The sequence below is a fragment of the Caulobacter sp. 602-2 genome (assembly GCF_011043625.1).
In the GTDB taxonomy this organism is placed as follows: domain Bacteria; phylum Pseudomonadota; class Alphaproteobacteria; order Caulobacterales; family Caulobacteraceae; genus Caulobacter.
The window spans coordinates 835,829-849,242 of sequence record NZ_JAAKGT010000001.1 but is presented as its reverse complement, the minus strand read 5'-3'; the positions used below and the strand labels follow the sequence as shown (position 1 = coordinate 849,242).

14 protein-coding genes and 2 tRNA genes are annotated in these 13,414 nt (G+C 68.3%); 11 read left to right on the top strand and 5 right to left on the bottom strand.

Going from position 1 to position 13,414, the window contains the following annotated elements; all coding sequences use genetic code 11:
• Window positions 1-162 precede the first annotated feature (162 nt).
• Both G5B46_RS03890 and gph read right to left on the bottom strand, forming a co-directional pair.
• A tRNA-Val gene (locus G5B46_RS03890) sits at window positions 163-237 on the bottom strand.
• A 51-nt stretch (window positions 238-288) separates the two neighbouring features.
• Entirely contained in the window at window positions 289-1,002 is a 714-nt protein-coding gene (gene gph / locus G5B46_RS03885) for a phosphoglycolate phosphatase (RefSeq protein ID WP_165256222.1), read from the bottom strand.
• 65 nt (window positions 1,003-1,067) lie between these two features.
• Here gph and glmU point away from each other — a divergent pair, with 65 nt between their 5' ends.
• The 9 genes from glmU to G5B46_RS03840 all read left to right on the top strand — a co-directional run bounded on the left by glmU (window position 1,068) and on the right by G5B46_RS03840 (window position 11,068).
• On the top strand, window positions 1,068-2,450 hold the full coding sequence (glmU, locus tag G5B46_RS03880; protein WP_165256220.1) for a bifunctional UDP-N-acetylglucosamine diphosphorylase/glucosamine-1-phosphate N-acetyltransferase GlmU: 1,383 nt from the start codon (window positions 1,068-1,070) through the stop codon (window positions 2,448-2,450).
• Window positions 2,447-3,127, top strand: a complete 681-nt coding sequence (gene rpiA / locus G5B46_RS03875; protein WP_165256218.1) for a ribose-5-phosphate isomerase RpiA — start codon at window positions 2,447-2,449, stop codon at window positions 3,125-3,127. The genes glmU and rpiA overlap by 4 nt, the downstream gene beginning before the upstream one ends.
• A 45-nt stretch (window positions 3,128-3,172) precedes the next feature.
• Window positions 3,173-4,570, top strand: coding sequence for a glutathione-disulfide reductase (gene gor, locus G5B46_RS03870; RefSeq protein WP_165256216.1), 1,398 nt, complete (start codon window positions 3,173-3,175; stop codon window positions 4,568-4,570).
• Window positions 4,567-5,814, top strand: a complete 1,248-nt coding sequence (locus G5B46_RS03865) for an O-antigen ligase family protein (RefSeq protein ID WP_165256214.1) — start codon at window positions 4,567-4,569, stop codon at window positions 5,812-5,814. Before gor ends, G5B46_RS03865 begins: the two co-directional genes overlap by 4 nt.
• 83 nt (window positions 5,815-5,897) lie before the next feature.
• Complete coding sequence (locus tag G5B46_RS03860) at window positions 5,898-7,277, top strand: 3-deoxy-7-phosphoheptulonate synthase class II (RefSeq protein ID WP_165256212.1); 1,380 nt, start codon at window positions 5,898-5,900, stop codon at window positions 7,275-7,277.
• A 212-nt stretch (window positions 7,278-7,489) separates the two neighbouring features.
• The gene (locus tag G5B46_RS03855) at window positions 7,490-9,280 is read left to right on the top strand and encodes a long-chain-acyl-CoA synthetase (RefSeq protein WP_165256210.1); all 1,791 of its coding nucleotides are present in this window, start codon (window positions 7,490-7,492) and stop codon (window positions 9,278-9,280) included.
• A 71-nt stretch (window positions 9,281-9,351) separates the two neighbouring features.
• Window positions 9,352-10,098, top strand: coding sequence for an alpha/beta hydrolase (locus G5B46_RS03850; protein ID WP_346764862.1), 747 nt, complete (start codon window positions 9,352-9,354; stop codon window positions 10,096-10,098).
• 146 nt (window positions 10,099-10,244) lie between these two features.
• Window positions 10,245-10,601 (top strand): aspartate 1-decarboxylase, encoded by a 357-nt coding sequence (gene panD / locus G5B46_RS03845; RefSeq protein WP_165256208.1) that lies wholly within the window; start codon window positions 10,245-10,247, stop codon window positions 10,599-10,601.
• Window positions 10,601-11,068 (top strand): hypothetical protein, encoded by a 468-nt coding sequence (locus tag G5B46_RS03840; RefSeq protein WP_165256206.1) that lies wholly within the window; start codon window positions 10,601-10,603, stop codon window positions 11,066-11,068. The genes panD and G5B46_RS03840 overlap by 1 nt, the downstream gene beginning before the upstream one ends.
• Before the next feature lie 63 nt (window positions 11,069-11,131).
• Here the strand turns inward: G5B46_RS03840 and G5B46_RS03835 are convergent, their stop codons facing one another.
• Window positions 11,132-11,869 (bottom strand): SIMPL domain-containing protein, encoded by a 738-nt coding sequence (locus tag G5B46_RS03835; protein WP_165256204.1) that lies wholly within the window; start codon window positions 11,867-11,869, stop codon window positions 11,132-11,134.
• Between the two features lie 156 nt (window positions 11,870-12,025).
• On the opposite strand from G5B46_RS03835, the gene G5B46_RS03830 reads away from it, so the two are divergent.
• Window positions 12,026-12,101: transfer RNA gene (locus G5B46_RS03830), tRNA-Ile, on the top strand.
• A 6-nt stretch (window positions 12,102-12,107) separates the two neighbouring features.
• Here the strand turns inward: G5B46_RS03830 and G5B46_RS03825 are convergent.
• Window positions 12,108-12,302 (bottom strand): DUF3606 domain-containing protein, encoded by a 195-nt coding sequence (locus G5B46_RS03825; protein WP_165256202.1) that lies wholly within the window; start codon window positions 12,300-12,302, stop codon window positions 12,108-12,110.
• A gap of 534 nt (window positions 12,303-12,836) precedes the next feature.
• Window positions 12,837-12,962 carry a hypothetical protein gene (locus G5B46_RS24655; RefSeq protein ID WP_276611488.1) on the bottom strand — a complete coding sequence of 42 codons (126 nt, stop codon included), beginning with the start codon at window positions 12,960-12,962 and terminating at the stop codon, window positions 12,837-12,839.
• Here G5B46_RS24655 and G5B46_RS03820 point away from each other — a divergent pair.
• Entirely contained in the window at window positions 12,913-13,413 is a 501-nt protein-coding gene (locus G5B46_RS03820) for a spore coat U domain-containing protein (RefSeq protein WP_165256200.1), read from the top strand. The genes G5B46_RS24655 and G5B46_RS03820 overlap by 50 nt on opposite strands.
• Window position 13,414 lies beyond the last annotated feature (1 nt).

The following is a 13,414-nucleotide window of genomic DNA, read 5'->3' as shown; positions in this document are numbered from 1 at the left end:
GATCGAGTCGGCCGTGACCGGTGGAGCGGTTCTCCGCTCCACCGGGCTCGTCATCCATGAACATCGCTGACGCTTCGAGGCGTGGAGCGCGACAGGCGTTCGCGCGCGCTGACGGGACCTGTGCGCCCGTGGCGTCGATCCAGATTATGCTTGGGAAGGAAGTGGTGGATGCGACAGGGATTGAACCTGTGACCCCCTCGGTGTGAACGAGGTGCTCTCCCGCTGAGCTACGCATCCGCCGTGTGGGCTAGGCCTTCCGAAGAAGTCCCCGCCGCGAGAGGAAGGGGGCTATAGACCGCTCTTTTCCGCGCCGCAAGAGGCCAAAAGCGAGATTGCGGCCTTAGGCACCTCGGAAAAGCGATCTATCAACAGATCTCCGCCCAACGTCTCCACCGGAGCCTCGGTGTAGCCGAACGAGACCAGCAGGGCGGGCACCTTGGCGGCCTTGGCGCTGAGCACGTCGTTGATGCTGTCGCCCACCATGACGGCGCGAGCCGGGTCGCCGTCGACCGCGGCGATGGCCGCCAGCACGTGGCGCGGATCCGGCTTGGGAGCGGGGGCGTCGTCGGCGCCGACCACGGCGTCGAAGAATCGGGTGAGGTCCACGGCGTCCAGCAGGGCCACCGACAGGTGGGTCAGCTTGTTGGTGCAGACGACGAGGCGCGCGCCGGCAGCCTTCAGGGTTTCCAGCGTCTCGACCACGCCCTCGAACGGCGCGCTCTCGTGGGCGATGCGGCCCAGATAGATGGCGATGAAGCGCTCGACCAGCCTTGGGGCGCGTTCGGCGTCCAGCGGCGCCCCGGCGGCGGCGAAGCCTCGCTCCAGCAGGGCCTTGGCGCCGCGCCCGACCATCTTGCGCACGTCGTCGAAGGGCAGGGCGGGCAGGCCCTCCTCGGCGAGGATGGTGTTCAGCGCGCCCACGAGGTCCGGCGCGGTGTCGACCAGGGTGCCGTCGAGGTCGAAGGCGATCGTCGTGTCTTTGAGGGCGTGCGGAAGAGACATGCTCTGGCCTTTCGGCTAAAGGCGCGGCTAATGCAACTTTGGTTCGCTTCGGAGTCGCGCCGAGCATGACGCAGATCGCCCCCAATCATCACACGGGTCGCCCCCGCGCCGCCGTGATTCTGGCCGCCGGCCAGGGCACGCGCATGAAGTCGCCGACGCCCAAGGTGCTGCACAGGGTCGGCGGCCGCGCCATGCTCGACCACGCCATCGATGCGGCCCAGGCGCTGGGCTGCTCGCGTATCGTCGTGGTGGTCGGCGCCCACAGCCCGCAGGTCGGCGAGCACGCGCGCAAGCGCCTGGGCCCCGATGCGACCGTCGTGCAGGATCCGCCGCTGGGCACCGGCCACGCCGTGCTGGCCGCCAAGGACGCCCTGGCCGACTTCGACGGCGACGTGGTCGTCACCTATGCCGACTGCCCGCTGCTGACCGCGCCGGTGATCGCCCCGCTGTTCGATCTGCGCGCCGCCAGCGCCGATGTCGCCGTGCTGGGCTTCGAGGCCGCCGATCCGGGCGCCTATGGCCGCCTGGTGCTGGCGCCCGGCCATGTGCTGCTGCGCATCGTCGAGGCCAAGGACGCCGAGCCGGCCGTCCTGGCGCTCAAGCACTGCAATTCCGGGGTCCTGGCCGCCGATCGCGCCCAGCTGTTCGACCTGCTGGCCGCCGTCGGCAACGACAACGCCAAGGGCGAGTACTACCTGACCGAGATCGTCGGCATCGCCCATGACCGTAAGCTGGCCACCCGCGCCACCTTCGCGCCGGAGGCCGCGGTGCAGGGCGTCAACTCCCAGGCCGAACTGGCCGCGGCCGAGGCCGTCTGGCAGGCCGGCCGCCGCGCCGCCCTGATGACCGAGGGCGTGACCATGCCCGCGCCCGAGACCGTGCACCTGTCGTGGGACACGACGATCGCCGCGGGCGTGACCGTCGAGCCGTTCGTGGTGTTCGGCGCGGGCGTCAGCGTCGCCTCGGGCGCGGTGATCAAGGCCTTCAGCCACCTGGAAGGCGCCAGCGTCGGGGAGGGGGCCCTGATCGGCCCCTACGCCCGCCTGCGTCCGGGGGCCGAGATCGGTGCTGAGGCCCACATCGGCAACTTCGTCGAGGTCAAGAAGGTCAAGGTCGGCGCGGGCGCCAAGGCCAACCACCTGACCTATCTGGGCGACGGCACGGTCGGACCGAAGGCCAACATCGGCGCCGGCACGATCTTCTGCAACTACGACGGCTTCGAGAAGTTCGAGACCCATGTCGGCGCGGGCGCCTTCATCGGCTCGAACTCGGCCCTGGTCGCGCCCGTGCGGATCGGCGACGGGGCGATGACCGGCTCGGGCTCGGTGATCACCGCCGACGTGCCGGCCGGGGACCTGGCGCTGAGCCGCGCCCCGCAATCCAACAAGACCGGGTGGGCGGCCAAGTTCCGCGCCCTCAAGCAGGCCAAGAAGGACAAGAAGGCATGAGCGCCGACGCGCAGAAGAAGGCTTCGGGCGAAGCCGCCGCCCTGCTGGTGGAGCCGGGCATGGTCGTGGGCCTGGGCACCGGCTCGACCGCCGCCTGGTTCGTCAAGGCGCTGGCGGCCCGCAAGCTCGACGTCCGCGGCGTGCCCACCTCGGAAGCCACCGCCAGCCTCGCCCGCGAGCTCGGCATTCCGCTGGCGACCCTGGACGACGTCATGTCGATCGATCTGACCGTCGACGGCGCCGACGAGATCGGCCCGGGCCTTTCCCTGATCAAGGGCGGCGGTGCGGCCCTGCTGCGCGAGAAGCTGGTCTGGGAGGCCTCCAAGCGTTGCGTCGTCATCGCCGACGCCGCCAAGCACGTGAAGGTGCTGGGCAAGTTCCCGCTGCCGATCGAGGTGGTGCGCTTCGGCCACCCCCATACCGGACGCCGCCTGGCCGACATCGCCGCCGAGTTCGACCTGCCGCCGCCGCGCCTGCGCATGGCCGACCGGGGCATCGTCGTCACCGACGGCGGCAACGTGATCTACGACATGGCCTCGGGCGCGATCGCCGAGCCGGCGGCCCTGGCCGCGGCGCTGAAGGCCGTCACCGGCGTGGTCGATCACGGCCTGTTCCTCGACCTGGCCGACGAGGCCCTCGTGGGAACCGACGATGGGGTGGTCAAGCTTCTGCCTTGATCCCATATCCCGCTACTTCAAGTTCGCTTTGATCCGGAGCCGATGATGGCTGAGTACGACTTCGACCTCTTCGTCATCGGCGCCGGCTCGGGCGGCGTGCGCGCCGCGCGCCTGGCGGCCCTGTCGGGCGCCAAGGTCGCCGTGGCCGAGGAGTACCGGGTCGGCGGCACCTGCGTGGTGCGCGGCTGCGTGCCCAAGAAGTTCATGGTCTACGCCAGCGAGGTCTCCAGCCAGCTGAAGACCGCCAAGGGCTACGGCTGGACGATCGGCGAGGCCTCGTTCGACTGGAAGACTTTCCTGCACGACAAGGACGTCGAGATCGCGCGCCTGTCGGGCATCTACGTCACCAACCTGCGCAAGGCCGGCGCCCACCTGCTGCACGGCAAGGCGCGGATCGTCGACGCCCACACCGTCGAAGTGCTGCCCAAGGAGGGCTCGGAAGGCGACGCCGGCCGCTACACCGCCAAGCGGATCCTGGTAGCCACCGGCGGCCGCCCGGTGCGTCCGGAGTTCGAGGGCGCCGAGCACGGGATCACCTCGGACGAGGCCTTCCACCTGCCCACCCTGCCCAAGCGCGTGCTGGTGGTCGGCGGCGGCTACATCGCCGTCGAGTTCGCCGGCATCTATGCCGGTCTCGGCGTCGAGACCACGCTCTGCTACCGCGGCTCGAACATCTTGCGCGGCTTCGACGACGACGTGCGCTCGCATCTCGCCGACGAGATGGAGAAGCGCGGCGTCAAGGTGGTGCTGGGCTGCTCGCACAAGTCGATCGAAAAGACCGAAGGCGGCCTTGTCAGCACCTTCAACAACAACCTCACCTTCGAGAGCGACGTCGTCCTGTTCGCTACCGGCCGTGACCCCTATGTCGAAGGGCTGGGGCTTGAGAACGCCGGGGTGAAGCTGAACGACAAGGGCGCGATCGCCGTCGACGCCCACTCCAAGACCAATGTCGACAGCATCTGGGCCGTCGGCGACGTCACCGACCGCATCAACCTGACGCCGGTGGCGATCCGCGAGGGCGCGGCCTTCGCCCAGACCGAATTCTACGGCAATCCGACCTCCTTCGATCACGACCTGGTCGCTTCGGCCGTGTTCTCGCAGCCGCCGATCGGCGCGGTGGGCATGAGCGAGGCTGAAGCCCGCCACGCCTTCGGCAAGGTCGACATCTATCGCGCCGTCTTCCGGCCGATGAAGCTCACCTTCTACGGCGGCCAGGAGCGCTGCCTGATGAAGCTGGTCGTCCGCCAGGACAACGAGCAGGTCGTCGGCGTCCATGTCGTCGGTCCCGACGCCCCCGAGATCATCCAGATGGCCGCCATCGCCGTGAAGATGGGCGTGACCAAGCCGCAGTGGGATTCGACCTGCGCGGTGCACCCGACCCTGGCCGAGGAACTCGTCACTATGCGCGAGAAGTACGTTCCGGCCGAGGTGGGCGGCGTATGAGCCAGGCCGCGGCGATTCCCGAGAAGGGCACGCCCTGGCTCGGGGGCGTGATGATCTTCATCTTCGCGCTCACCCCGTTGCTCGGCTACGCCGCGCAACTGGGCTTCGCGCCGCTGATGGCGCTCGCGGGCCTGCTGGTGCTGCCGATCATGGGCAAGCCTCGCGCGCCGGCGGCGCCGGCCCTGATGCTGCTGCTTCTGGCGGTGTGGGCCGCCGTCAGCATGACCTGGAGCCCGGCGGCGCCGCCGCCCGGATCACTCAAGGATTACGGCGACATCGAGAAGATCACCGCGGTGAAGCTGTTCCTTCAGCTGGCGCTCTATGGGGCCGCCGTGGCGGCGGCCTTGCGCCTTTCGGGCCAGGCGGCCGATCGGACGGCCACCGTCATGGGCTTTGGCGTGCTGGCCCTGGCCGTGGTCGTCGGGGTCGACGCCCTGAGCGGCGCGTCGATCTTCCAGAAGCTGCGCGTGCTGACCGGCGATCCGATCCGGCCGGACCTGGCCAAGGTCAAGATCTCCATCGGCTGCTACGTGATGGCGGTGCTGTTCTGGCCGGCGGCCGCGGCGCTGGCGCGTCGGGGCAAGCAGGCGGGCGTCGTGCTGCTGCTGGCCGGCGTCATCACCACCTCGGTGCTGTCGAGCGCCGACTCCTGCCTTGTCGCCCTGGCGGCGGGCGCTGCCGTCTGGTTCCTGATCAAGGCGACCGGCAAGATCGGCGGGCGCGTGCTGACCCTGATCGTGGCCGTTCCGTTCGTCGTCGCGCCGATCGCCGTGCTGTGGGCCATCCAGACCGGCTTCTGGGGCTGGCTGCATGACTTCGTGCCCCCGTCGTGGGACGCGCGCCTGAACATCTGGGCCTTCGCCGCCGACCACATCCAGGACCACCCGTTCCGCGGCTGGGGCCTGGACGCCAGCCGCACCTTCGGCGACGCCATTCCGCTGCACACCCACAACGCCCAGCTTCAGCTGTGGCTCGAACTGGGCGCGGTGGGGGCGGCGCTGGTCGGGGCCTTCTTCTGCTGGCTGGCCCATGGGGTCACTCGCGCGGCCGAGACCGATCGGGGCGCAGCGGCCATGAGCGGCGCGGCGCTGACCAGCTATCTGGTCGTCGGCGCGCTGAGCTTCGGCGTCTGGCAGGAGTGGTGGATCGCCGTCGGCGCCCTGGCCGTCATCGCCTGCATCGCCGTGCGTCGTTCGAGCGGCGGATACAGCGACGAGTGGGTCGAAATTTCCCCGGTCAGCTAGGCTACAGCCGGTTCGTCGCACGATTTTTGCTTTTACCCCTAGGGTGCGCTATGAGCGCTACCCTTTAGAACTTCGAGATCATCATGACCGCCCGGTGGACCCCCGCGACCTGGAGAGCCAAACCCGCCAAGCACGTGCCGACCGATTACCCGGACGCGGCCGCCGTCGAGCGTGTTGAACAGACCCTCCGCCAGATGCCGCCGCTGGTCTTCGCCGGCGAGGCGCGGCGCCTGAAGTCGCTGCTGGGCGATGTCGCGGAAGGCCGGGCCTTCCTGCTGCAGGGCGGCGACTGCGCCGAGAGCTTCAAGGAGTTCCACGCTGACAACATCCGCGACACGTTCCGCCTGATCCTGCAGATGGCGGTCGTGCTGACCTTCGCCGGCGGCAAGCCGGTGGTGAAGGTCGGGCGGATCGCCGGCCAGTTCGCCAAGCCGCGCTCGGAACCGATCGAGACGATCGGCGAGACGACGCTGCCGTCCTATCGCGGCGACATCATCAACGGCATGGACTTCAACCCCGAAGAGCGCGTGCCCGACCCGGACCGCCTGCTCAAGGCCTACGGCCAGTCGGCCGCGACGCTGAACCTGCTGCGCGCCTTCGCCAGCGGCGGTTATGCCGACCTCTACAACATCCACCGCTGGACCCTGGGCTTCGTCGGCGACAGCCCGCAGGGCGCGCGCTACCGCGAACTGTCGGAGAAGATCTCCGAGGCCCTGACCTTCATGTCGGCCGTCGGCGTCACCCCCGACACCCAGCCAGACCTCAAGCGCGTGGAGTTCTTCACCAGCCACGAGGCGCTGCTGCTGGGCTTCGAGGAAGCCATGACCCGCGTCGATAGCACCTCTGGCGACTGGTACGACACCAGCGCCCACCTGCTGTGGATCGGCGAGCGCACCCGCCAGCTGGACGGCGCCCACATCGAGTTCATGCGCGGCGTGAAGAACCCGATCGGCCTGAAGTGCGGTCCGACCATGGAGGGCGACGACCTCCTGCGCCTGATCGACGTCCTGAACCCCAACAACGAGCCGGGCCGCCTGACGCTGTACGGCCGCTTCGGTTCGGACAAGATCGCCGATCGTCTGCCGCGCCTGATGAAGGCCACCAAGGCCGACGGCCGCTCGGTAGTCTGGGCCACCGACCCGATGCACGGCAACACGCTGAAGGCCTCGACCGGCTACAAGACCCGTCCGTTCGACCGCATTCTCTCCGAAGTGAAGACCTTCGTGGAAGTGGCCCATTCGGAAGGCGTCCATCCGGGCGGCGTGCACCTGGAAATGACCGGCCAGAACGTCACCGAGTGCCTGGGCGGCGCCCGCGCGGTGTCGGAGACCGATCTCGCCGATCGCTACCACACCCACTGCGACCCGCGCCTGAACGGCGAGCAGGCCCTGGAGCTGGCGTTCCTGGTCGCCGAGAAGCTGAAGGCCGCGCGCGACAACCAGCGCAAGGTCGCCAACGGCTGAAATTCAGGCTGACCTTAAGGTCAACCTCGAATCCGAGACCAAAGGGGCCGCGTGGATCAGTTCCACGCGGCCCTTTCAATAGTGCCCCTACGGCATGCGAAAAGATTTGTCGCAATTGCGAGGTTGCTTTTCGCAGATGCACACTCAAGACCTTCCAACGACTTGACCGCTAGCCCGGCGCTCTCCAATGGTTGTTTGAAGGGAGTGAATTTATGCGTCTGCAGGCCAAGTTGAAGCGCGAGTGGCGGTTCCTGAAGGGGCTGACCCGCACCCTCAAGCGTGTGAAGTCCATTGCGCCCGACAGCGACAACCTGATCTGCGACGATCTGGAAGCGGCGGTCGACACGTGGCGGAACAATCCCGCCATCACGTTCGAGGGCAAGACGATCACCTATGCGGAGCTGGACGCGATCGCGAACCGCTATGCGCATTGGGCCAAGGGGCAGGGGATCACCCGCGGTCAGACCGTGGCGCTCTTCATGCCCAACCGCATCGAGTACCTGGCCATCTGGTACGGCCTTTCGAAGGTCGGCGTCGCCACGGCTCTGATAAATAACCAACTGACGGGCGCCGCCCTGGCGCATTGCCTCAACATCTCCCAGGCGCTGCACTGCATCGTCGACCCGGAGACCTCGCCCTGCTTCGAGGACGTCAAGGAGCAGCTTGGCCGCCACATCCAGCAATGGGTTCTGGGTCCCGTGCACGGCGACCAGCGCGACCTGGTCAACGCGCTGAAAAGCTGCAGCCAGCTGCGTCCCGACCGCCTGACGGCTCGCGACGGCCTGGTGGCCAAGGACACGGCCCTCTACATCTTCACCAGCGGCACCACGGGTCTGCCAAAGGCCGCGCGCATCACCCACATGCGCGCCCAGCTCTACATGCGCGGCTTCGCCGGCTCGACGGACTCGCGCTCCACCGACCGCATCTACGTGACCCTGCCGCTTTACCACGCCACCGGCGGCCTCTGCGCCATGGGAGCGGGCCTGCTGAACGGCGGCAGCATCGTGCTGCGCAAGAAGTTCTCGGCCACCCACTTCTGGAGCGACGTGGTCACCGAGAACTGCACCATGTTCGTCTATATCGGCGAACTGTGCCGCTATCTGGCCAACCAGCCCGAGAACGAGTTCGAGCGCGCTCACAAGCTGCGCCTGATCTTCGGCAACGGTCTGCGTCCCGACGTCTGGGACGACATGCTCGACCGCTTCAAGGTCGGCGGGGTGCTGGAGTTCTACGGCGCCACCGAAGGCAACGTGTCGCTGTTCAACTTCGACGGCCGCCGCGGGGCCATCGGCCGGGTGCCGGGCTACCTGAAGAAGAAGTTCAACATCCGCATCGTCAAGTTCGACGTCGAGACCGAGACCCCCGTGCGCGGCCCCAACGGTTGCTGCGTCGAGGTCAAGCCCGGCGAGATCGGCGAGTGCATCGGCCACATCGCCAGCGACGCCCGCTCCAACTTCACCGGCTACGCCGACAAGGCCGCCACCGAGAAGAAGGTGCTGCACGACGTCTTCGACAAGGGCGACGCCTGGTTCCGCACCGGCGACCTGATGCGCCAGGACAGCGACGGCTACATCTACTTCGTCGACCGCATCGGCGACACCTTCCGCTGGAAGGGCGAGAACGTCGCCACCAGCGAGGTGTCCGAGCGCCTGGCGGGCTTCCCGGGCGTCAAGGAGATCAACGTCTACGGCGTGCCGGTGGGCGACCTCGACGGCAAGGCCGGCATGGCCTCGCTGGTCGTCGGTCCCGAGTTCGAGATCGAGAACCTGGCCGAATATGTCGACCGCGAGATGCCGGCCTACGCCCGTCCCGTGTTCGTGCGCCTGCAGCCCGAGATCGAGACGACCGGCACCTTCAAGTACCGCAAGATCGACCTGGTGAAGGAGGGCTTCGACCCGGCCGTCATCAAGGACCCGCTGTACTTCCGCGAGCCCGGCAAGGGCTATGTGAAGATCACCAAGGCGGCCCACGCCAAGATCCTGGCCGGCGGGTTCAAGCTCTGAGCCTGGCCGAGGCCTGGTCGCCGCTGGCGATCTTCGCCGCCCTGACGCCCAAGGACCCCGCGCGCCGCCCGGTGCGCGGGGTTTCCTATGGCGAGCACCCCCGTCAACGGCTCGACGTCTATGCGCCCGCCGACGGCGCGGGCGGCTGGCCGGTGCTGGTGTTCTTCTACGGCGGGGCGTGGAACTCAGGCCGGCGGGGCGACTACGGCTGGGCCGCGCGCGCCCTGGCGGCCCGGGGGTTCCTGGTCGTCGTACCGGACTACCGCCTCCATCCCGAGGTCCGCTATCCGGTTTTCCTCGAGGATGCTGCGCTCGCTGTCCGCTGGGCGGTCGAGCATGCGCCGCGCCTGGGCGGGGATCCGGGGCGGATGTCGCTGGCCGGACACTCGGCCGGCGCCTACATCGCCGCGATGCTGGCGCTGGATCGCGCCTATCTGGCGGCCGCCGGGGTCGAGGGCGAGAGGGTACGGGCCTTCGCCGGCCTGTCGGGACCCTACGCCTTCCTGCCGCTCGACGGCCCCATCACCACCCGCACCTTCGGCCATGCGCACGATCTTCCGGCCACCCAGCCGATCAGCTTCGTCCGCGCCGGCGCTCCGGCCGCGTTCCTGGCGACGGGAGGGGGCGATCAAACCGTTCGCCCGCGCAACACCCGCAAGCTGGCCAAGGCCTTGCGTGAAGCCGGCGCGATCGTCGAGGAGCAGGTCTATCCGGGCCTGGACCACGCCGCGCCCCTGCTGGCGCTGTCGCGGCCGTTCCGCCGCAAGGCGCCGGTGCTGGCCCAGATGACGGCCTTCCTGAAGGCCAGGGCCGGCTGATCCCGCGCGACGATCCACCGCGCCTTGCTGCGCTGCGATTGAACCTGGGGCCCATCCTGTCTATATGGCCGTGACTGAACGCGGGTCATGTGTGTGGCGACCTCGCGAAATCCCAGTGTTTCAACGAGATAAGAAGGGGCGTCGCCATGCTTCTGACCATGATGAAGGCCAAGCTGCACCGCGCCACGGTGACCCAGGCCGACCTCGACTACGAAGGTTCGATCGCCATCGACCGTGATCTGCTCGACGCTTCGGGCATCCTGCCCAACGAGCAGGTCGACGTGCTCAACATCACCACCGGCGCGCGCTTCACCACCTACGCCATCGAGGCCCCGCGCGGTTCCAAGGTGATCGGCGTCAACGGCGCCGCCGCCCGCCTGGTGCAGAAGAACGACACCGTCATCGTCGTCACCTACTGCCAGATGCCGGCCGAAGAGGCCCGCAACTACGCCCCGACCGTCGTGCTGCTCGACGAAGGCAACGTCATCAAGAAGGCCGCCTGATGCGGTCCGGCGCCGTCCCGGCTTTCGTCCTGGTCGGCGCCCTGGCGCTGGCCGGTTGCGGCGGCCCCAAGCTGCCCAAGGGCGTCGACGAGGACGCCCTGACCCAGGCCGTCGGCCGGGCCATCGGCTCGCCCTCGACCTGCGTGCTGATCGCGCAAGCCGACGGCAAGGTGCTGTGGACGGGCGGGGGCTACATCTCCTGCGCCCGCAACCTGCCCACTTGCGAAGGCAAGACCTCGACGGCCCAGGACGTGCTCAAGGCCAACCTGGCCGGCGAGGCGAAATTCATCAGCTGCGACAGCAGCCCGACCAACCGCGTGGGCTGGGCCATGGGGCCGGTGCCCGCCGGCGAGGGTCGCCAGGCCTCGGGCCTGCGCTATGTCGCGGTCATGGAGGGCGATCGCGCCCTGCCGGGCATCGAGATCCAGGACCGCGTCGAACGCGCCTTCGTCCGCGCCGGCTTCTGACAAAGGAAAACCTCGCTCCCGGTCTGGGAGCGAGGTTTCCGGTTTCAGGACTGATCCTGGTCGTTACTGCTGCGCCTCGTAGGTGGCGCTGACCTCGACCCGCACCTTCAGTTCACCGCCCGAGATCGCCGTCGAATCGGCCATCTCGCGCTTGGCCATGGCGAACATTGGCGCGGGCTGGGGCGAGGGCGTGTAGCCGCCGGCCTCATTCAGGCTGACCAGGCGCACCACCTTGTAGCCCGTGGCCCGGGCGTAGAGGTCGGACTTGGCCTTCAGGGCCGCCACGGCCTTGATGCGCGCCTCGTCCTCGGCCTTCTGCGGGTTCTGCAGGCCAAAGCTGATGCCGCCGACGGTGTTGGCGCCGGCCGAGGCGGCCGCGTCCACGGTCTGGCCCAGCTTGGACAGGTCGCGCGCCAGGATCGTCACCTGGTTGCTGGCCTGGTAGCCGGTCAGGCGCGGCGGCTGGTTCTGCTCGTAGGCGTACTGCGGATTGACGTTCAGGTTCGAGGTCTGGATGTCGCGCTCGGCGACGCCGGCCTTCTTCAGCGCCGCGATCACCTTGTTCATCGCCGCGCCGTTGGCCGACAGGGCCGCCGCCGCGCTGGCGCCTTCGCTCTGCACGCCCAGGGTGATGGTGGCCATGTCCGGCGCGATCGCGGTCTCGCCGGCGGCCGACAGGTTGAAGGTCGTGGCGCGGAAGGCCGCGTCGTTGTTCTGGGCGGCCGCGGGGACGGCCGACAGGGCCAGGATGGCGGCGCCGGCGGCGACCAGGGCCGGAACGGTCGAGCGGTTGCGGATCATGTTCTTGTTCTCCTGCGCACGGGGACACGACAGTGCGTCGACCCGCGATTGGTTTCCCTGTCGCAAACTCAACCTGAACCGCACCTTTAAGCCGCGTGCAGCCCATGCTAATCGACCGGTCCTCGCCCGCGCCGACTCTCGTCCCGCGCGGCATGGGGGCCTGTAGCTCAATGGTTAGAGCCGACCGCTCATAACGGTCTGGTTGGGGGTTCGAGTCCCTCCAGGCCTACCAGCCCCCTCAGCTGTTGCTGCCCAGATACCTGCGCACTTCCTCGACCGACGCGCCGGCGTGTTCGCAGGCGGTGTGGAGCTGCTCCTCGCTGACGCCCAGGGTCTCGGTCCAGTAGCGGACCGAGCGGGGTTCCTGCAGGTCGATGGACTTGTCGTCGGCGGCGGCGGGCAGGGGGGCTGGGATGGATCGGACGTGGGGCATGGCGGCCTCCTCTGTAGGGAAGGGAAGCCGCGAAGCCTCGCTGTGTTCCATCGCGGCCCTGCGGCCGCCGTCTCGCCTGGTCGGGGTGGCGGCGAGACGACGGCCGGGCGGCCTCGAGGGCGGGGGAGGAGGGCCGCGCCATTCGATCGTGCGATGCGGTGGAGCGCTGATCGAACGTCGACAGATTGCCCGACGCCACCGGCTCCAGCTTGGAGGATGGCGGCCGGTTTTGTCGAAACCCGGCGCTGAGGCGCGCCATTGCCGCCTTCAGGGCCGCCCTCAGGCGTCTTCCTGGCCCGGCGGCGGCTGCGACATAACGTCCCTGCGGCGGCCGGCGGCCTGCTACTTTCATGCATGTCAGTCGCTCGCGACATAACGACGTTCAAAAATCAGCGTTTCCCTTTGTGCTCAACCAAAGCACGTCCCGAAAATTGACGTTTCTCCACTTCCGGGGGAAGTGGATTCGTCAACTCTCCACCTGGGAGAGCGCAACTTCCGCGACCGGCTGTCGCAGCTACCCCTAATGCTCGTTAATCACTCGGCAACAGCGAGCGCCGCAAGTCTTACGCGAGTGAGATCCTGTTCGAATTTCCAGAAGGGGCGGCCGGACATGAGGAAAATAGCGACTTCAGTTTTCGTCATTGGAACGATGGCGTTCATGGCGATATCTGGTTCGGCGACTGCTGCGACGGCGTCGAGTTCTTTTCAGGTCAACTTGACCATTCAAGGCGAATGCAAGGTGCAGTCGGCCTCGAATGTTGACTTCGGCTCGCACGGGGTCATCGACGCCAATATCGACACCACCAGCACCATCGGCGTCCAGTGCACCAATTCCACGCCCTACACGGTCGCCCTGAGCGCCGGGGCGGGCACCGGGGCGACCGTCGGCGCGCGCAAGATGACCAGCGCCGCCAACGACACGGTCGGCTACGCGCTCTATCGAGACGCGAGCCGCACGCAGGTGTGGGGCGTCACCCAGAACGTCGACACCCAGGCCGGCACCGGCAACGGCGCCGTGCAGTCCTATACCGCCTATGGCCGTGTCTCGGCCCAGACCACGCCGGCCCAGGGCGCCTATAGCGACCTGGTCGCGGTGACGATCACCTACTGAG

Excerpts from the sequence above, each read along its gene's own strand:
- gph (WP_165256222.1), bottom strand. The coding sequence starts at position 1,002 with ATGTCTCTTCCGCACGCCCTCAAAGACACGACGATCGCCTTCGACCTC.
- glmU (WP_165256220.1), top strand. The coding sequence starts at position 1,068 with ATGACGCAGATCGCCCCCAATCATCACACGGGTCGCCCCCGCGCCGCC.
- rpiA (WP_165256218.1), top strand. The coding sequence starts at position 2,447 with ATGAGCGCCGACGCGCAGAAGAAGGCTTCGGGCGAAGCCGCCGCCCTG.
- gor (WP_165256216.1), top strand. The coding sequence starts at position 3,173 with ATGGCTGAGTACGACTTCGACCTCTTCGTCATCGGCGCCGGCTCGGGC.
- G5B46_RS03865 (WP_165256214.1), top strand. The coding sequence starts at position 4,567 with ATGAGCCAGGCCGCGGCGATTCCCGAGAAGGGCACGCCCTGGCTCGGG.
- G5B46_RS03860 (WP_165256212.1), top strand. The coding sequence starts at position 5,898 with ATGACCGCCCGGTGGACCCCCGCGACCTGGAGAGCCAAACCCGCCAAG.
- G5B46_RS03855 (WP_165256210.1), top strand. The coding sequence starts at position 7,490 with ATGCGTCTGCAGGCCAAGTTGAAGCGCGAGTGGCGGTTCCTGAAGGGG.
- panD (WP_165256208.1), top strand. The coding sequence starts at position 10,245 with ATGCTTCTGACCATGATGAAGGCCAAGCTGCACCGCGCCACGGTGACC.
- G5B46_RS03840 (WP_165256206.1), top strand. The coding sequence starts at position 10,601 with ATGCGGTCCGGCGCCGTCCCGGCTTTCGTCCTGGTCGGCGCCCTGGCG.
- G5B46_RS03835 (WP_165256204.1), bottom strand. The coding sequence starts at position 11,869 with ATGATCCGCAACCGCTCGACCGTTCCGGCCCTGGTCGCCGCCGGCGCC.
- G5B46_RS03825 (WP_165256202.1), bottom strand. The coding sequence starts at position 12,302 with ATGCCCCACGTCCGATCCATCCCAGCCCCCCTGCCCGCCGCCGCCGAC.
- G5B46_RS03820 (WP_165256200.1), top strand. The coding sequence starts at position 12,913 with ATGAGGAAAATAGCGACTTCAGTTTTCGTCATTGGAACGATGGCGTTC.
- G5B46_RS24655 (WP_276611488.1), bottom strand. The coding sequence starts at position 12,962 with ATGAACGCCATCGTTCCAATGACGAAAACTGAAGTCGCTATTTTCCTC.